Source organism: Streptomyces sp. NPDC056161 (genome assembly GCF_042268025.1).
Taxonomy (GTDB): Bacteria; Actinomycetota; Actinomycetes; order Streptomycetales; family Streptomycetaceae; genus Streptomyces.
This window is the reverse complement of the sequence record NZ_JBHJUV010000020.1, coordinates 1-18579: the sequence shown is the minus strand read 5'-3', so window position 1 is coordinate 18579 and position 18579 is coordinate 1. Positions and strand designations below refer to the sequence as shown.

Annotated in this window: 13 protein-coding genes and 1 pseudogene; 7 read left to right on the top strand and 7 right to left on the bottom strand. The window is 71.0% G+C overall.

All coding sequences use genetic code 11. From position 1 onward, the window contains the following. The first annotated feature begins 354 nt into the window (after positions 1-354). From ACFC09_RS19890 to ACFC09_RS19870, 5 genes are all read left to right on the top strand, one after another. On the top strand, positions 355-1587 hold the full coding sequence (locus ACFC09_RS19890) for an outer membrane lipoprotein carrier protein LolA (protein WP_376529895.1): 1233 nt from the start codon (positions 355-357) through the stop codon (positions 1585-1587). Positions 1588-1619: 32 nt separating this feature from the next. Further along, positions 1620-2606: an ABC transporter ATP-binding protein gene (locus ACFC09_RS19885; protein WP_376529893.1), complete on the top strand. Its 987-nt coding sequence runs from the start codon at positions 1620-1622 to the stop codon at positions 2604-2606. After that, a complete protein-coding gene (locus tag ACFC09_RS19880) occupies positions 2593-3525 on the top strand; it encodes an ABC transporter permease (protein ID WP_376529891.1) in 933 nt (310 codons plus the stop codon). Before ACFC09_RS19885 ends, ACFC09_RS19880 begins: the two co-directional genes overlap by 14 nt. A 581-nt stretch (positions 3526-4106) precedes the next feature. Continuing rightward, the gene (locus ACFC09_RS19875) at positions 4107-5423 is read left to right on the top strand and encodes a tetratricopeptide repeat protein (RefSeq protein ID WP_376529889.1); all 1317 of its coding nucleotides are present in this window, start codon (positions 4107-4109) and stop codon (positions 5421-5423) included. A gap of 256 nt (positions 5424-5679) precedes the next feature. Then, on the top strand, positions 5680-7260 hold the full coding sequence (locus ACFC09_RS19870; protein WP_376529887.1) for a hypothetical protein: 1581 nt from the start codon (positions 5680-5682) through the stop codon (positions 7258-7260). A gap of 219 nt (positions 7261-7479) precedes the next feature. On the opposite strand, the gene ACFC09_RS19865 is transcribed toward ACFC09_RS19870, so the two are convergent. After that, entirely contained in the window at positions 7480-7914 is a 435-nt protein-coding gene (locus tag ACFC09_RS19865) for a winged helix-turn-helix transcriptional regulator (protein WP_376529885.1), read from the bottom strand. 145 nt (positions 7915-8059) lie between these two features. On the opposite strand from ACFC09_RS19865, the pseudogene ACFC09_RS19860 reads away from it, so the two are divergent. After that, positions 8060-9214, top strand: a pseudogene (locus tag ACFC09_RS19860) (MFS transporter); the annotation flags it as partial. Positions 9215-9294: 80 nt separating this feature from the next. Here ACFC09_RS19860 and rarD read toward each other — a convergent pair. Together rarD and ACFC09_RS19850 are read right to left on the bottom strand one after the other, a co-directional pair. Next, the gene (gene rarD / locus ACFC09_RS19855; RefSeq protein ID WP_376530177.1) at positions 9295-10278 is read right to left on the bottom strand and encodes an EamA family transporter RarD; all 984 of its coding nucleotides are present in this window, start codon (positions 10276-10278) and stop codon (positions 9295-9297) included. Positions 10279-10553: 275 nt separating this feature from the next. Beyond that, a complete protein-coding gene (locus ACFC09_RS19850; RefSeq protein WP_376529883.1) occupies positions 10554-11408 on the bottom strand; it encodes an NAD(P)H-binding protein in 855 nt (284 codons plus the stop codon). Positions 11409-11531: 123 nt separating this feature from the next. Between ACFC09_RS19850 and ACFC09_RS19845 the strand changes: the two genes are divergently transcribed. Further along, on the top strand, positions 11532-11954 hold the full coding sequence (locus tag ACFC09_RS19845) for a winged helix-turn-helix transcriptional regulator (RefSeq protein ID WP_376529881.1): 423 nt from the start codon (positions 11532-11534) through the stop codon (positions 11952-11954). Positions 11955-12260: 306 nt separating this feature from the next. Here the strand turns inward: ACFC09_RS19845 and ACFC09_RS19840 are convergent, their stop codons facing one another. The 4 genes from ACFC09_RS19840 to ACFC09_RS19825 all read right to left on the bottom strand — a co-directional run bounded on the left by ACFC09_RS19840 (position 12261) and on the right by ACFC09_RS19825 (position 18137). Beyond that, positions 12261-13340, bottom strand: coding sequence for a 2-oxoacid:ferredoxin oxidoreductase subunit beta (locus ACFC09_RS19840; protein ID WP_376529879.1), 1080 nt, complete (start codon positions 13338-13340; stop codon positions 12261-12263). Beyond that, positions 13333-15261, bottom strand: a complete 1929-nt coding sequence (locus tag ACFC09_RS19835) for a 2-oxoacid:acceptor oxidoreductase subunit alpha (protein ID WP_376529877.1) — start codon at positions 15259-15261, stop codon at positions 13333-13335. The genes ACFC09_RS19840 and ACFC09_RS19835 overlap by 8 nt, the downstream gene beginning before the upstream one ends. Before the next feature lie 351 nt (positions 15262-15612). Beyond that, entirely contained in the window at positions 15613-16272 is a 660-nt protein-coding gene (locus ACFC09_RS19830; RefSeq protein ID WP_376530174.1) for a LuxR C-terminal-related transcriptional regulator, read from the bottom strand. 515 nt (positions 16273-16787) lie between these two features. Further along, positions 16788-18137 carry a sensor histidine kinase gene (locus ACFC09_RS19825; protein WP_376529875.1) on the bottom strand — a complete coding sequence of 450 codons (1350 nt, stop codon included), beginning with the start codon at positions 18135-18137 and terminating at the stop codon, positions 16788-16790. Between the last annotated feature and the right edge of the window lie 442 nt (positions 18138-18579).

The following is an 18579-nucleotide window of genomic DNA, read 5'->3' as shown; positions in this document are numbered from 1 at the left end:
GCCCGTGGCACCCGTGGTGCACCGGGCGGGATGGCCCGTGGCACCCGTGGTGCACCGGGCGGCGCCGGGAACCCTAGGGGCCGGGCCCCCTAAGGGACAAGATCCCACCAGGTCGGGACCGCTCCGGCAGACCGGAACCCCTACGGGACGGGGGGAGGCGTCCGCTCTCCCCGTCATACCGGAGGTGTACAGGGACTTGCCTCTGCGGGTTGACGCATCCGCGCGGCGGATTTGGTCAGATGGAAGCCACGGACATCACCACTCCTCACCGTTTCGGGTGAGAATGGCGGCTCAGGGTGGGAACAGTGCAACAGTGCGAAGAAGGCCGCCGCCGACGACGGAGGTAAGCCACACATGGCACGGTACGAATCCGATTCCGATGACAACTCGGGGGCAGCGGAGACCGGGGCACTGCGCTCCGGCCGACGCAAGGCCGCTCGCTACGGCGTCCCGGTCGCGGTAGTGGGCGTGACGGCGGCGACCATCGGACTGGTCCCGGCACTCGCCGACTCCGGTGACCCCAGTCTGCCGAAGATCACCGCACAGCAGCTCATAGAGAAGATCGCGAAGTCGGACGTCCAGCAACTGTCCGGCACGGTGAAGGTCAGCACCGACCTGGGCCTGCCCGACCTGGGTGGTCTGGAGAACAGCCTGGCCTCGGGCGCCGCGCCCTCCGGCTCGGGCTCCTCCGCCGACCCGACGTCCAAGCTCACCGAGCTGGCCTCGGGGACGCACACTCTGCGGGTCGCCGCCGACGGCCCGGACCGGCAGAAGCTGTCCCTGATACAGAGCGCGGCCGAATACAGCCTGATCCACAACGGCAAGGACGTCTGGGGCTACGACAGCAAGTCGAACGAGGTCTACCACGGCAGCGTGGGCCAGGACGGGGCGGAGCACAAGGACGAGGCGCCGGCCACGCCCAAGGACTTCGCCGACGAGGCCCTGAAGTCGGTGGACGACACCACGTCGGTGACCGTCGACGGGACCATGCGGGTCGCGGGCCGGGACGCCTACAAGCTGCTCGTCAAGCCGAAGCAGTCCGGCACCACGGTCGGCGCGATCAGCATCGCGGTGGACGCGAAGACCGGCATGCCGCTGAAGTTCACGCTGACCGCGGCGAGCGGCGGCGCCGCGGTCGTCGACGCGGGCTTCACCCAGGTCAGCTTCGCCAAGCCGGCCGCCTCGACCTTCGACTTCACCCCGCCGAAGGGCGCCACGGTCACCGAGGGCGACAAGTCCCCCCAGGGGGTCAATTCCCCCGACGGCGTCAAGTCCGCCGAGGTCCCGGGGGCGAAGTCCGATCACGACCTCGCCAAGGGCTCCGAGGACCACAAGGTCCTCGGCAAGGGCTGGAACTCCATCGCGGTCTTCGACACCGGAGCGCGCGGCGGCGTGCCGTCCGGTTCCGCCGGCGGCGACCTGGGCGGCTTCCTCGGCTCGCTCGGCGACCAGGTCAGCGGCAAGTTCGGCAAGGGCACGGTGTACTCCACCCGCCTGGTCAACGCCCTGATCACGGACGACGGCAAGGTGTACGTCGGCGCCGTGACCAAGGACGCCCTGGTGAAGGCGGCGGACTCGGCCCCGTAGGCACGCTGCGGCACGACGAATCGAGGGAGCCGATGGACGAAGCGTCCGCCACCGGGCGCAGGACGGCGCGGGAGCCGGGAGACGCGGGGCCGAGCGTCATCGACACCCGCGGCCTGACCAAGCGCTACCGCGGCGGACAGCTCGCCGTCGACGGTCTCGACCTGACCGTCCCGGCGGGCAGCGTCTTCGGCTTCCTCGGTCCGAACGGCTCGGGCAAGACCACCACCATCCGCATGCTGATGGGCCTCATCGAGCCGACCTCCGGCACGGCGCGGGTGCTCGGGCGGCCCATGCCCGGCTCGGCGCGCGCCGTACTGCCGCACGTGGGCGCGCTCATCGAGGGCCCCGCCCTGTACGGCTTCCTCACCGGCCGGGACAACCTCGTACGGTACGACGCCGCCGACCCGACCGCCGACCCGCGCACCCGGAGCGCCCGCGTCGCCGCCGCCCTGGACCGGGTCGGCCTGGCAGCCGCCGCGGGCAAGAAGGCGAGAGCGTACTCACTGGGCATGAAACAGCGCCTCGGGCTCGCCGCGGCGCTGCTCCAGCCGCGCAGGCTGCTCGTCCTGGACGAGCCGACCAACGGACTCGACCCGCAGGGCATGCGCGAGATCCGCTCGCTGGTCAGGGAGTTGGCCTCCGACGGTACGACCGTCTTCCTCTCCTCCCACCTCCTCGACGAGATCGAGCAGGTGTGCACACACGCGGCGGTGATGGCGCAGGGCCGGCTCATCGCCCAGGGCCCGGTGGCCGACCTGGCCGCGGGGGCGCGCGGCAGGCTGGTCGTGACCACGCCGGACACCGGTGACGCGGCCCGGGTACTGAAGGAGCGGGGCGTGGGTGACGTCGTCGTCACCGAGGACCGGCTGACCGCCGAGCCACCGGAGGGTGAACTCGCCGACCTGAACTCCGCGCTGGTGGCGGCCGGTGTCCGGGTCCGCGGCTTCGGGGTCGAGCGGGCGTCGCTGGAGGACGCCTTCGTGGCGCTGACCGGAGAGGGCTTCGATGTCGCAGGCTGACGCGTCACAGGCCGACGCCGGGGTGGGCGGGGCCGCGGCTGCGGTGCCGGCGGGCGGGCCCGGTGCCGGGCGCGCCCCGAACCCGCTGTGGACCTTCGGCCTGCTCCGCAGCGAACTGATCACCACCTTCCGGCGCTGGCGCACGCTCGCGCTGCTGGGCGTGCTGGCGGCGGTGCCGATCCTGGTCGGCATCGCGGTCAGGATCGAGACGCGCGGCGGTTCGTCGGTCGGCCGGGGCGGCGGTGAGGGGCCGGCGTTCATCACGCAGATCACCAACAACGGCCTGTTCCTGGTGTTCACCGCGCTGGCGGCCACGCTGCCGTTCTTCCTGCCGATGGCGATCGGGGTCGTCGCGGGAGACGCCATCGCGGGCGAGGCCAACGCGGGAACGCTGCGCTACCTCCTGGTCGCCCCCGCGGGCCGCACCCGCCTGCTGCTCACCAAGTACGCGACGACGATCGCGTTCTGCCTGGTGGCCACGCTGGTGGTGGCCGTCTCGGCGCTGGTCGTCGGGGCACTGCTGTTCCCGCTGGGCGACCTGACGACCATCTCCGGCACGCAGATCAGCTTCGCCGAGGGCCTGGCGCGTGCCCTGCTGATCGCCCTCGTGGTGGCCGCGTCACTGGTCGGTGTCGCCGCCCTCGGCCTGTTCGTCTCCACCCTGACCAACAGCGGGATCGCGGCCATGGCGACCACGGTGGGGCTGGTGATCACCGTGCAGATCCTCGATCAGATACCGCAACTGCACGCACTCCAGCCGTACTTCTTCTCCCACTATTGGCTGTCCTTCGCCGATCTGATGCGGGAGCCGGTCTACTGGGACGACCTGGTCAAGAACCTGGGGTTGCAGGCGCTGTACGCCGTGGTGTTCGGCTCGGCGGCCTGGGCCCGGTTCACGGCGAAGGACATCACCGCGTAGCGAGTCGCCGCCGCGGACCGGACGGTGGCGGCCGACGGGGCGTCCGCCTCGTATGGTCGCCATGCGGTCCGTCTCGCAGGGCTGGCGGGGTGTCAGTCCCGTACGGTCGGCATGCGGCCCGCCTCGCACGGCCGGCGGGGTGTCAGTCCCGTACGGTCGGCATGCGGTCCGTCTCGTACGGCTGGCGGGGCGTCCGCCTCGTATGGTCGCCATGCGGCCCGCCTCGCACGGCTGGCGGGGTGTCCGTCCCGTACGGTCGGCATGCGGTCCGTCTCGTACGGTCGGCAGGGTGTTCCGTTCGCACGGAAGCGGGTGCCCGCGTCCGTGTCCTTGAGCACGGCTGGGCGCGCGCGGGCGGAATGTTCGGTGGTGCCGTCGAGAGGGCCGCCGCCCGTCGTCGAGCGCGCCGAAGGCACCGGCATCAGGTCCGTGCGGCGCGTGCACCCCGCCGGTCCGGCGGCCGGGAGTTCCTGGTGCGAGGCTGTGACGTCGCAGTGACGCGGGGGCGGCGCCGAACAGCGACACTCGATATTACGCATGAGTACAACCCGGATCGTTACGCCGGGGGAGTGAGGGGACCGATGTCTCGACCCAGCCGCGAGGACAAGCGGGATGAACGGCGCGGCACTGGTCCGGTGGTACCGGTGGACATCCGTGTCTCGGACGCGGGAGAGGCGACGGTCGACGGCGTGCCCCTCGTCGCGCCTCCCGGCCGGGAGATCCAGCACGCCGTCCTGGACCACCTGCACCGGCTCGCCCTCGCGGTCGGCCACCCCGTACAGGCGGCCATTCACGACGCCCGGGTCGGCTACGTCGTCCCCCTCCAGGTGGACACCGACGGCGCCAGCAGCTTCACGGGGGATCCGGCCAAGCTGGCCCGCGGGGACGTCCCGCCGACGTCCCCGCTGCGGCCCGTCCCCGAGCCGACGCCGCCGGGTGAGCGTGCGCCCGCGTCCGCCCTGCGTCCGGTGCCGGACGTCGTCCCCGGCACCGTCCAGCCACCGACCGGTGTCTTCGGACCGCCCCCCGTCATGCCCGCCGGCCGGCCCGGCACCGTGAATCCACCCGCCTCCGTCAAGCCGTCCCGGGCCGCCGGTCCGCTCCGGCCTGCCGAGCCGCGCAAGCTGACCGTGCCGCCCCGGCCCACCGCCCCGCCCCGGTTCGCCAAGCCGGGCCCGGGTCTGGCCGGTGAACCCGCCGGGACCGCCGTGCCGGGCGCCCCCGCCGGGACCGCCGTGCCGGGCGCCCCCGCCGAGGTGAGGGCCGTCGGCGCCCCGCCCTCCGTTCACCGGCCGCCCAGGAATCCCCTGCCTCCCGTCACCCACCTCCCCGTCGGGGCCGACTACGACCCCAGGCCCACCCCGGCGCGCGGGTTCGACGCCGTGGCCGAGGCGGTTCTCGGGGACGGTGACGGGAACGGGAACGGGAACGGGAACGGCGGCGAACTGCTCGGGGAACCGACCGCCCGGATCAACGAGGCCGTCAGGGCGGGACGGATCGACCAGGCGGCCGAACTGGCGCAGCACACGGTCGAGGCGGCCTCCGCCGACCTCGGGCCCGACCACCCCGAAGTGCTCCGGCTGCGCGAACTGACCGCCTACATCGCCTACTTGTCCGGTGACCCGCTGCACGCCTTCCGGCTGTCCTTCGACCTGGCCCGGCTCCACCACCGCGCCCACGACCCCGAGGCGGCGTACGGAAACGTGCACAGCGCGGCGACGGCCTGGCGTGCCGTACGCGACGCCGAGCAGGCCCTACGCCTCGGCCGGGACCTGATCGCGCTGTGGACGGAACTCGTCGTCGAGGAGGGCCCGGCGGCCGACGACATCGAGGAACTGGAGTCCGCCCGAGCCCGTATGGTCCGCCTGACCGAGCGGGCGGCGCGAGCGGCCGACTGATACCCCGGCCGGACCCCAGCGGCTTGAAACCCCAGCGGCCTAAAATCCCAGCCGAATGGCCTGCCGGGACTGGCCGGCGCACCGCCTTCATGGGCGAATTGAGGCGGCCTTCGCTGCGCGCAACCGCTCCGGAACCGCTCCGCAACCCTCCGCAACCGAGAACGGGGCCTTGCCGCGGCGCGGACCGATCGCCGGACACACCGTGATCCAGGCCCAGGACGGTGCGGGACGTACGTTCCGAGGGAGGACGGAGCCCATGGAGGAAGAGGGCGGAAAAGGGAGGTCCGACGACCGGGGACCGGTGAATCCGAGCAGGCGCAACTTCGTCGCGGGCGCGACCCTCGGACTGGCTCTCGCCTCCGCGGGCATCTACGAAGTCATCGACAAGCTGGTCACCCCGCCCGAACGGTCCACCGCGCAGATCGGCAAACCCCTGCCGCCCGAGCAATATGCCATTCCGACACCGCGGCTCATCAAGGACGACGGCACCGGGGTCGCCGGCAGCAAGGGCACGATCACCGTCCTGATTCCGCCGCTGCACAATCACGTCATCACGGCGACGTTGAAGGTTCCGCCGAATGCGCGGGCCCTCCAAGAGGCGCAGCGCCACCTGGAATCCGTCATCCAGGGTCTGGAGAGACGCTTTCCTCCCCCGCCCAGCGGCCTGGGCGTCGTCGTCACCTGGGGACTGCCCTACTTCCAGCACTACATCCCGAGCCTCGGCCGCGGGTCCGAATTCTTCAGGGCGGGGACGCGTTATCCGGATTACCTGCCGGTGGACCTGGTGACGTCCGGACAACGGGGCCGTACGGTCCATGCGCTCCAGGACGCCATCACCTATCCCAGCGACCAGCCGCCGCCCGGCTTCGGGGCGGTCCGGCTGGAACAGCACCACGTGGCCGTGCTCCTGCGCAGCGACTCGCTCGACACCATCATGCAGGCCACCAACGTCCTGTTCGCGACGGGCAGCGGCCAGGCCGGTGACCTTTTCGACGTGACCAGCATCCGCAGGGGTTTCACGGGCGGCGCGCACACGGGACAGCAGTCACTCGCCAGCAGACTGGCCGTTGAGGCGGGCCTGCCCGGAGCCAAATCCGTTCCGACGCATTCCCCCCTCTTCTTCGGCTTCACCACCACGCTCAAATCGGGGGAGAGTTCCACGCCCCTCTCGAATCTGGAGACGCTTCCGGGGTGGACCGACCAGTGGCCGAACGGCTACTTCAAGTACGGGACCATCATGCCGCTGTCGCACCTGTACTCGGATCTGGCCACCTGGTACGGGGAGGGGCGAACGGGAGCGCAGGAATTCACCGGGTACGGGGACCGGCTCCGCGCCATGTACCAGCCCGGACTCTTGGTCCCGCGGGGGACGGTGACGGTGAATCCACCCACACTGAGCCAAAGCGACGTCTTCCACGGGGTGGAGAAATCCGGCAGTTACGGCCACAACGGCAGCATGCAGCCGGTGAACCGGCTGCGGAAATCCACCACCAGCAATTACGGGAAGACCTATCCGGTGGGCACGCCCGTGTCCAATCGCGGTGATTTCGCCACCCTGGACAGTCCGTTCCACTACACCTCCGACCCGGTCGGCGACCATTACAGCTCCCAGAGATCCGCCGGGTTGCACTTCCTGATCTTCGTGCCGACGACGGAGACGTTCAACCGTGTTCGCCTGGCCATGGACGGTTGCTACCCCGACGGCAAAAGGGTCGCGTTCTCGTCGCGTTCCCGCAATGCCGGTCTGAACGCGGCGATCCACACCACCCACCGGCAGAACTTCCTGATCCCGCCGCGCAGTCGCCGTTCGTTCCCGCTGGCGGAGTTCCTGAGCTGACCCGCACCTGGACCGGCCTCCTCGGCTCCACCGGGCAGTGCGGCGCGGCGGCCCAGAAGCCGGCCTGCGCGTGCGGGTCGGTGGCGTCGATGACCCGTTTGAAGTGCAGCGGGGCAGGGTCCGGTGCGGGTGTCTGCGACATGTCGGCCATGCACAGCCGCCACCACTGACAATCCCGGCCGGCCCGAGCCCGTGCTCCTGCGGCCGAGGACCCTGACTCTAGGCGGGCTGCTGGTCCCGTGCGTCGTAGGCGGAGCGGGCCGCCGCGATCTCCTCCTGGTGGTCCTCGGTCCAGGTCACCAGGGACCGGATGGTGGCGTGCAGGGTTCCGCCGAGCGGGGTCAGTTCGTACTCGACCCGCGGCGGCACCACGGGATGGACGGTGCGCTTCACGAGTCCGTCGCGCTCCAACTGGCGCAGCGTCACGGTCAGCATGCGCTGGCTGATCCCGTCGATCTCCCGCCGCAGCGCGGTGAAGCGCAGCCGCCGGTTGTCCAGCAGCGCGATGACGAGGAGCGACCACTTGTCGGCGACCCGGTCGAGGATCTGCCGTACCTGGCAGTCCTCCCGGGTGTCCCACTGAAAGGGATCGGCGTCGCCGTAGTCCACGGTGCTCTCGCAGTGACTCGGTGACTTCGAAGTGCCTTCTTCCATACCGCTTGATGCTGCCCCAGGCTGGACCTCGGTTACAAGAGGGAACCGACCCCCGGCCCCTGAACCGGCACCCCCCTCTCCTCGCCTCTCCCTCTCCTCCCTCCCCTTCTTTTCCCTTCTCCTCGCCTCTGTCCTAGGAGTTCTCATGGGCACCCGTGCCTGGGCCCTGCTGCTCGTGCTGTGCGGAACGATCTTCCTGGAGGGCATCGACATCGCCATGATGGCCGTGGCGATCCCCGCCATCCGCGCCGATCTCGGCCTCGCCACCGACACCGCGGCCTGGGTGATGAGCGCCTACGTCCTCGGGTACGCCGGTTTCACGCTCCTCGGCGGTCGCGCGGCCGACCTGCTGGGCCGCCGTCGGATGTTCCTGGTGTGGCTGGTCGTCTTCCTCGTGTTCTCCGGTCTCGGCGGGTTCGCGACCGAAGGCTGGACCCTGGTCCTGGCGCGCTTCGTCACCGGTGTCGCGGCGGCGTTCATGACACCGGCCGCGCTGTCCCTCATCACCACCTCGTACGAGGAGGGCCCGCGGCGCGACAAGGCCCTGCTGGTGTTCGCCGGTACGGCCGCGGGCGGCTTCTCGCTCGGCCTGGTCACCGGCGGTCTGCTCACCGAGCTCGGCTGGCGCTGGGTGTTCTTCGCTCCGGTGCTGCTGGCCGGCGCGCTGTTCCTGGCGGCCGTGCGGCTGATCCCGGCGCAGGTCGCCCCGCCGCTCCGGCTGCGCGGCTTCGACCTGCCCGGCGCGGTCACCGCCGCCGCCGCAATGTTGCTGGCCGCCTATACCGTCGTACGCCTGGAACACGGCGCCACGGGCCGGTGGCTGACCGCGCTGACGGCCCTCGCCGCGGTACTGGTGGCCGCCGCCTTCGTGGCGATCGAACGCCGCTCGCCGCACCCGCTGGTGCGGCTCGGCATCCTGCGCACCGGCTCGCTCGTGCGCGCCGACCTCGGGGCGCTGCTGTTCGTCGGCGCCTTCTTCGGATTCCAGTTCGTGGTGACCCTCTACCTCCAGGAACTGCGCGGCTGGTCGTCCTTGCAGACGGCCCTCGCACTCGTCGTCATGGGCTGCGACGCGGTCCTCGCCCCGACCCTCACCCCGAAACTGGTCGCCCGCTTCGGCAACGCCCGCGTGATCGTCGGCGGCTTCGTGCTGGCCGTACTGGCCTACGGGCTGTTCCTGCCGATCGGCCCGGACTGGCCGTATCCGGCGATGTTCCCCACGCTGATCATCGCCGGCACGGCCTTCGCGCTCGCCTACGGGCCGCTGACGATCGCGGCGACGGACGGGGTGGCCGAGGCGGAGCAGGGCCTGGCGGGCGGTCTGCTGACCACCTCGACCCAGTTCGGCTCGGCGATCGGGATCTCGGCGGTCACCGCGGTCTACGGCCTCGCGGCAGGCTCCGCATCGGGTTCCGGGTCGGGCTCCGGTCCCGAGGTGGACCCGGAGGCGACGCTCTCGGCGTTCCGCACCGCCCTGACCGTGCCCTTCGCCATGGTCCTGCTGGGCACACTGCTGTCGCTGGCGAGCGTACGGGCGGCGCGGCGGGCGGAGCGCAGGGCGTCCCAGGTCAGCAGCGACAGCGCCAGCCAGACCAGCGCGAACCCGGCCCAGCGCTCGGGCGGCATGGCCTCGTGGAAGTAGAGGATGCCCAGCACGAACTGGAAGACGGGCGCCAGGTACTGCAACAGCCCGAGGGTGGACAGCGGCACGCGTATGGCCGCCGCGCCGAAGCAGACCAGGGGGAGTGCGGTGACCACGCCGGTGGCCGCGAGCAGGGCCGCGTGCCCGGTGCCGTCGGTGGTGAAGGTGGCCTCGCCGTGCGCGGACAGCCACAGCACATAGCCGAGCGCGGGCAGGAACTGGACGGCGGTCTCGGCGGCGAGCGATTCGACGCCGCCGAGGTTGACCTTCTTCTTCACCAGCCCGTAGGTGGCGAAGGAGAAGGCGAGGCTCAGGGAGATCCACGGCGGGCGGCCGTATCCGACGGCCAGCACGACCACCGCGGCGAAGCCGACCCCGACCGCCGTCCACTGCGCGGGCCGCAGCCGTTCCTTCAGGATCAGCACGCCCATCGCGATGGTGACCAGTGGATTGATGAAGTACCCGAGGGACGCCTCGACCACGTGCCCGGCGTTCACGGCCCAGATGTAGACGCCCCAGTTGACCGTGATCACCGCGGCCGCGACGGTGATCAGCGCGAGCCGTCGCGGCTGGCGCAGCAGCTGCCCCGCCCAGGCCCAGCGCCGTACGGCGAGCAGGGCCACGGCGACGACGGCCAGGGACCACAGCATCCGGTGGGCGAGGATCTCCATCGCCCCGGCGGGCTTCAGCAGCGGCCAGAACAGCGGGACGAGCCCCCACATACCGTACGCGGCGAAGCCGTTCAGCAGACCTGTCCGCTGCTCGCCCCTCTTGTCGGCCACCGGCCCTCCTTCTCTTCCGCCGCGGCTTTCCTCGCGCGCGTGTTCGCTGCACGAAGGTAGCGCCGAGGGGCCTCGCCTGTCATGGCCGTATCGCCATACGGTCATGACAGGCGGGGGCGGGTGGCGGTGAGGGGGATGAGGGCGGACGGTGGGTGAGGGCGGTGACGGTCGGTGGGGGTGACCGGGGGAGACCCGGATCTTCCCGGTGGAGAGGGTCAGCCCTTGAGGCCGGCGGCTACGGCCTCCGCCAGCGGGGTGGTCGGCCGGCCGGCCAGGCGGGACAGGTCGCCGGTGGAGATGACCAGCTCGCCCTCGGCGATCGAGGCGTCCACGCCGACCAGGATCGATGCCAGCGGCTCGGGGACACCGGCGTCCTTCAGGATGCCCAGCTTGGTCTCGCCCGGCACCGAGTCGTAGGCGATCTCCCGGCCGGTCTGCCTGCTCAGCTCGGCCGCGTACTCCGCGAAGCTCCACGCCTCGTCGCCGCCCAGCTCGTACGTCTGGTTCTCGTGCCCCTCGCCAGTGAGCACGGCGGCGGCGGCTGCCGCGTAGTCGGCGCGCGAGGCGGAGGACAGCCGGCCCGCACCGGCCGCCGCGACGACGGCGCCCTGCGCCAGCACCGGCGCGAGGTTCTCGGTGTAGACCTCGTGGTACCAGCCGTTGCGCAGCAGCGTGTAGGGCAGACCGGAGGCGAGCAGCGCCTGCTCGGTGGCCCGGTGGTCGTCGGCGAGCGCGGCGGTCAGGCTCCCGGGGGCGCTGGTGTAGGCGAGCAGGGCGACACCGGCCGCCTTGGCAGCGTCGATGACGACGGTGTGCTGTCCGACCCGGCCCTTGTCGAACTCGTTGCCGGATATCAGCAGCACCTTGTCGCCCGCGGCGAAGAGGCCGTCGAAGGTCTCCGGCCTGTTGTAGTCGGCCACGGCGAGCTTGACGCCCCGCGCCGCGAGGTCGGCGGCCTTCGCCTCGTTGCGCACGACGGCGGTGACCTGCTCGGCCGGGACCTTCTCCAGCAACTGGTGCACGACAAGGCGGCCGAGGTGTCCGGTGGCTCCGGTGACGACGATGCTCATGATTCAGAACTCCTGGTGGGGTGCGTGTGCCACGAACCATAGGAGGAGTACTAACTTTGGGAAAGTACCCACTTTGAAGTAAGGTACTTATGAGCCAGTAAGGACGAGCGAGCGAGGACGACAGTGAGCGCGACGCAGACGGTGGCCCGTGACAACGACGAGGCGTTGTGCCCCTACCGCCTCGTCCTCGAACACGTCACCAGCCGCTGGGGCGTCCTGATCCTCATCGAGCTGCTGGAGCACCCCCACCGCTTCAGCGAGCTGCGCCGCGCGGTCGGCCGGTACGGCCGCACCGTCAGCGAGAAGATGCTCGCGCAGACCCTGCAGACCCTGGAACGCGACGGAATCGTCCACCGCGACGCCAAGCCGGTGATCCCGCCCCGGGTCGACTACTCCCTCACCCCGCTCGGCCGTGAGGCGGCGGAACAGGTCCGGGCCCTGGCGCTGTGGACCGAGGAACGGATGGAGAAGGTGCGGACGGCCCGGGGGGCGTACGACGCGGCCAAGCGGGCTCTGGACGTGGTCGGGGAGGATCCGGCGGCGTGAACCGGGCCCGGCCGCGCGCGGCGTGAGCCGGGCATGGCCGCGGGTGCGCGAAACGGGCGATCCGCTCGCCTGGGCCGGGCATGGCCACGGGCGGGTGAAACGCGCGGTCCGGGCGCCTGGGCCGGGCGGGCCGGTCGCACGATACGCATGACACGCGCGGCCCGGTCGGCCGACTCGCCCGGCCCCGGTACGGGTACAGGAACGGACGAGGGCCCGGACGCGTGTGGTGCGTCCGGACCCTCGTCCGTGTGTGGCGTCGGCCGGTGCCGGTGCCGGTGCAGGCGTCGGTGCAGGCGTCGGCGTACGTCAGCCGATGACGGTCCAGGTGTCGTTGCCAGTGAGCAGGGCGGCGAGGTCACCCCTGCCCTTCTGCTCCACGGCGGCGTCGAGCTGCCCGGCCATCTGCGTGTCGTACACCGGGCGCTCCACGTTGCGCAGCACGCCGATCGGGGTGTGGTGCAGGGTGTCCGGGTCGGCCAGCCGGGAGAGGGCGAAGGCCGTGGCCGGAGAGGCCGCGTGGGCGTCGTGGACCAGGACGCGGTCCTCGTTCTCGGGCGTCACCGTGACGATCTCCAGGTCGCCGGTGAGCGGATCGCGCACCACGCCCCGGCCGCCGTCCGGGCCGAACCGGACCGGCTGCCCGTGTTCGAGGCGGATCACCGCCTCCTCGGCGCTGCGCTGGTCCTTGAGCGCGTCGAAGGCACCGTCGTTGAAGATGTTGCAGTTCTGGTAGATCTCCACCAGCGCCGTGCCCGGATGGGCGGCCGCCTCCCGCAGGACCCCGGTGAGGTGCTTGCGGTCGGAGTCGATGGTGCGCGCCACGAACGACGCCTCCGCGCCGAGCGCCAGCGACACCGGGTTGAACGGCGCGTCCAGCGAGCCCATCGGCGTCGACTTGGTGATCTTGCCGACCTCGGACGTCGGCGAGTACTGGCCCTTGGTCAGACCGTAGATCCGGTTGTTGAACAGGAGGATCTTCAGGTTGACGTTGCGACGCAGGGCGTGGATGAGGTGGTTGCCGCCGATGGACAGCGCGTCGCCGTCACCCGTCACCACCCAGACCGACAGGTCACGGCGGGAGGCGGCCAGACCGGTCGCGATGGCGGGGGCCCGCCCGTGGATGGAGTGCATGCCGTAGGTGTTCATGTAGTACGGGAAACGGGAGGAGCACCCGATGCCCGACACGAACACGACGTTCTCCCGGGCCAGCCCCAGCTCCGGCATGAAGCCCTGCACGGCCGCCAGGATCGCGTAGTCACCGCACCCCGGGCACCAGCGCACCTCCTGGTCCGACTTGAAGTCCTTCATCGACTGCCGGGCCCCGGCCTTCGGGACGAGCGAGAGCGCCTCGATCGTGCCTGTGCCGCTGGTGGACGTCTCAGCCATCGATGGCCTCCTTCAGCGCCGCGGCGAGCTGTTCCGCCTTGAACGGCATTCCGCTGACCTGGTTGTAGGAGCGGGCGTCGACCAGGTACTTCGCCCGGATCAACAGGGCCAGCTGCCCCAGGTTCATCTCCGGGACCACGACCTTGTCGTAACGCCGCAGCACCTCCCCGAGATTCCCCGGGAACGGGTTGAGATGGCGCAGGTGGGCCTGTGCGACCGGCAGCCCCTTCAGCCGTAGCCGGCGCACCGCTGCGGTGATGGGACCGTAGGTGGAACCCCAGCCGAGGACGAGGAGGCGGGCTCCGTCCGGATCGTCGACCTCGATGTCGGGCACCTCGATGCCGTCGATCTTCGCCTGCCGGGTGCGGACCATGAAGTCGTGGTTGGCCGGGTCGTAGGAGATGTTCCCCGTCCCGTCCTGCTTCTCGATGCCGCCGATGCGGTGCTCAAGGCCCGGCGTGCCCGGGACGGCCCACGGACGGGCCAGGGTCTCGGGGTCGCGCTTGTAGGGCCAGAACACCTCGGTGCCGTCGTCCAGGGTGTGGTTGGGGCCCTGCGCGAACCGCACCCGCAGATCCGGCAGCTCGTCGATGCCGGGGATCCGCCACGGTTCGGAGCCGTTGGCCAGATAGCCGTCGGACAGCAGCAGCACCGGCGTCCGGTACGTCAGCGCGATCCGGGCCGCCTCCAGCGCCGCGTCGAAGCAGTCCGCCGGCGTGTACGGCGCGATGATCGGCACCGGGGCCTCGCCGTTGCGGCCGAACATCGCCTGTAGCAGGTCGGCCTGCTCGGTCTTGGTCGGCAGACCCGTCGAGGGCCCGCCGCGCTGGATGTCGATCACCAGCAGCGGCAGCTCAAGGGACACCGCGAGACCGATCGTCTCCGACTTCAGCGCCACACCCGGACCGGACGTCGTCGTCACCGCCAGCGAACCGCCGAAGGCCGCACCCAGCGCGGCGCCGATGCCGGCGATCTCGTCCTCGGCCTGGAAGGTCCGTACGCCGAAGTTCTTGTGCTTGGACAGTTCGTGCAGGATGTCCGAGGCCGGCGTGATCGGGTACGAGCCGAGGAACAGCGGCAGCTCCGCCTGGCGGGAGGCGCTGATCAGGCCGTAGGCCAGGGCCAGGTTCCCGGAGATGTTGCGGTAGGTGCCGACCGGGAAGGCTTTCGCCGCCGGGGCGACCTCGTAGGAGACCGCGAAGTCCTCGGTGGTCTCGCCGAAGTTCCAGCCCGCGCGGAAGGCGGTCAGGTTCGCCTCGGCGATCTCCGGCTTCTTCGCGAACTTGGTCCGCAGGAATCTCTCCGTACCCTCGGTCGGCCGGTGGTACATCCACGACAGCAGGCCCAGCGCGAACATGTTCTTGCTGCGCTCGGCCTCCTTGCGGCTGAGGTCGAAGTCCTTGAGCGCCTCCACCGTCAGCGTGGTCAGCGGCACCGGATGCAGCCCGTAGCCGTCCAGCGAGCCGTCCTCCAGCGGGCTGGTCGCGTAGCCGACCTTCTGCATCGCCCGTTTGGTGAACTCGTCCGTGTTGACGATGATCTCCGCGCCGCGCGGCAGGTCGGCGATGTTCGCCTTCAGCGCCGCCGGGTTCATCGCCACCAGGACGTTCGGCGCGTCGCCCGGGGTGAGGATGTCGTGGTCGGCGAAGTGGAGCTGGAAGGACGAGACACCGGGCAGGGTTCCTGCGGGGGCGCGGATCTCCGCCGGGAAGTTCGGCAGCGTCGACAGGTCGTTGCCGAACGACGCCGTCTCCGACGTGAAACGGTCTCCTGTGAGCTGCATACCGTCACCCGAGTCCCCCGCGAACCGGATGACCACCCGGTCGAGACGCCGGACGTCCTTGGTACCGCCCGGTTTGCGCTGCTCTCCTACGACGGTTCCGTCGGACTGCTCCGCTGGGCTGCTGACCTGGCTGGTCACTGAAGTGGACCTCCTTCGAGGCGGCTGTCCGGGCATGGTCGTCCCCCGGACCTTCCCAGGATCAACCCTACGTCGCTTAGGGTCGCCTTCCCGCGGCCATTCGCATGATGGCCGGCATTCCGGAACGGTCCGTCACCCTGACTTCTCACCATTTCGCCCCCCGGGCTCCGCTGCGTGGCTCCCCGCTCGTTCCTCGGTTCTCATTTCCCGTTCTCGGGCACCGCCATCCCGCGTGCCGGGCGGGCGTGACCAGCGCCACGCCCGCCGTCGCGGTCCCACGACCGTGCCGTCATGAGTTCAGACAGGGCCGTCATGAGTTCAGACAGGCCGTCATGAGTTCAGACAGGGCCGTCATGAGTTCAGATAGGTCAGAACGGCCAGAACGCGTCGGTGGTCCCCCTCGCTCTGCGACAGGCCCAGCTTCAGGAAGATGTTGCTGACGTGCTTCTCCACGGCTCCGTCGCTGACCACCAGCTGCCTGGCGATCGCCGAGTTGGTCCGCCCCTCCGCCATCAGCCCCAGGACCTCGCGCTCCCGCGGAGTCAGCCCCGCGAGTACGTCCTGCTTGCGGCTGCGTCCGAGCAGTTGGGCGACGACCTCCGGGTCCAGGGCCGTACCGCCCTGAGCCACCCGCACCACCGCGTCGACGAACTCCCGCACCTCGGCGACCCGGTCCTTGAGCAGGTATCCGACGCCGCGGCTGGATCCGGCCAGCAGTTCGGTGGCGTAGCGCTCCTCCACGTACTGCGACAGCACCAGCACCCCGAGGTCCGGATGCGCCTTGCGCAGCCGTACGGCGGCCCGCACCCCCTCGTCCGTGTGGGTCGGCGGCATCCGTACGTCGGCGACGACCACGTCCGGCAGCGCGCCCTGCGCGTTCAGGTCGGCGATGGTCTTGAGCAGCGCCTCCGCGTCCCCGACACCGGCCACCACGTCGTGCCCGCGGTCGGTCAGCAAACGGGTCAGGCCCTCCCTGAGCAGCACTGAATCCTCGGCTATGACCACCCGCACTCTGTCCTCCACGATCTTCCGGCCCCCCACAGCCTGAACGTCCGACGGTGTCCGTCCGTACGGAAATCCAGCATCCCAGTATTCCCGGCGCATCGCGCCCGGACTCCGGGACGAGCCTTCGAAGCAGGCCCCGGGAGGGGAGACCGCGGCCTGGCGGATCGGGTTGCCCGCGGTTCCTCATTCAACACGCGGATCGGCCGCCGGGTCGGCGCGGGCTGCGGATGTAGGGGGCGGCTGGGGGCGGTCCCGGAGTCCGGCAGGGGGTGCTCCGGGAGCTGACAGGGGGAGCGGTCATGGGTCATGGGCCGTAGGCCGTAGGTCATGGGTCATGGGGCATGGGGCATGGGGCATGGGGCATGGGGCATGGGGCATGGGTAATGGGGCATGGGGTGAGCGGGCGGGGCCGGAGGCGGTCAGGGACGGCTTTGCGGGCGGGGCCGGAGGCCGACAGGGGCCGCCGCTCGGCCGAGGCGCGGGGCCGGAGGCCGAGGCGCGGGGCCGGAAGTCGGCCGGGGTCAGCCTCGCCAGGGCAGTTCCGCCGTCACCCGGGTCGGTCCGCCGGGCGGCGAGTCCACCACCAGGATTCCGTCCACCGCGTCCAAGCGCTCCGCCAGCCCGGCCAGACCCGAACCCCCGGTCACCCCGGCGCCGCCCACCCCGTCGTCCACCACCTGGAGCATCAGCCGGTCGTCCGTCCGCCACACGTCCACCGACGCCGAGGTCGCCCGCGCGTGCTTGCTGATGTTCTGCAGCAGCTCCGAGACCGTGAAGTAGGCGATGCCCTCGATCGCGGGGGCGGGGCGGTGCGTCAGGTCGACCTCGACCCGCACCGGCACGGTGCAGCGGGAGGCCACCGCGGAGAGTGCGGCGTCCAGGCCGCGGTCGGTCAGGACGGCGGGATGGATGCCGCGGGCCAGATCGCGCAACTCCTGGAGCGCCGTCTTCACCTCGCCGTGCGCCTCCGCCACCATCCGCGCCGCCGAGTGCGGGTCCTCGGCCAGCTTCTCCTTGGCCAGCCCCAGATCCATGGCCAGCGACACCAGCCGCGCCTGCGCCCCGTCGTGCAGGTCCCGCTCGATCCGCCGCAGGTCCGCCGCCGCCGTGTCGACCACCACGCCCCGGTCCGACTCCAGCTCCACCACCCGCGCCGACAGCCGCGACGGCCCGAGCAGCCCGTACACCAGCAGCCGGTCCACCATCGTCAGCGCCCGCACGATCCACGGCGTGGCCAGCGTGAAAAGCAGCCCGACCAGCGCCGTGACGGTGATCTCGAAGGGGTTGTCCAGGTAGATCCCGTGGTGGCCGTCGCCGTACAGCTGGATACCGCCCTGGCCGGCGTACATCGGGAAGACCCAGAACCACAGTGGATACGTCAGCAGCGACCAGCCGATGGACCAGAAGGTCACCCCGACGACGAAGGAGAACACCGCCCACGGGAAGTGCAGCAGCGCGTACAGCACGTGCCGCCACGACGCGCCGCTCTTCAGCACCGCGCCGACCCAGGCCATGAGGCCCGGCTTGCGCATCCGCAGCGGTTCCGGCTCGCCCACCTCAAGACCGAGCAGGCCACGTGCTCGTGCCCGCTCCAGCATGCCCAGACCGCGGCACCCCGCCAGCGCCGCCGCCAGGACCGGAACGCCGAGGAACGTCACCAGCAGACCCGCCCCGAGCGACAGCATGGTCACCGTGAACACGAATGTCAGGATGCTGATCGGCAGGTTCAGCAGCACATAGCCGAACTCGCGCCAGCTGCGCGCCTCGAACGGCGCGCGCAGGGCGGCCGGCAGCCGGTGCCGACGCTCGCCGTCGTAGTCGTACCGGTGCCCGTACCCCGGCCCGTACCCCTGTCCGTACTGCGTGGCCATCGGTGTCGTCCTGTTCTCCTCGTCAGCGGCCTTCTGCCGTATCACCACCCTCGTCGGCCGCAGGTCCGCGGACCATGGAGGTCGTCGGCGTCTTGGACGGGGGGTTTTCCCCACCCCGGTGGGGGATGTCGAGAGCGGTGGGGGATTCCCCACGCGGTCATCGAGTCCGACGGCCGGTCGGCCGCGGTGGGGCGGGGTCGGGGCGGGGCGGGTTGTGGTGGCGGGCCAGGGGGGCGTGGTGCCGGGTAAGCCGTCGTGGTGCGGGGCCAGCGGTCGTGGTGCGGGGCCTGCGGCAGTGGTGTCGGGCAAGGGGTGTGGCGCCGGTCAAGGGCAGTGGTGTCGGGCAAGGGGGTGCCCCTATCTGTTTCGTCAATCCCGGCAGGGTTGGTTCATGGGGGTTGGTCATGTTTTTCGGGAGCGTCCAGCGAAGCGGGATGTTCCC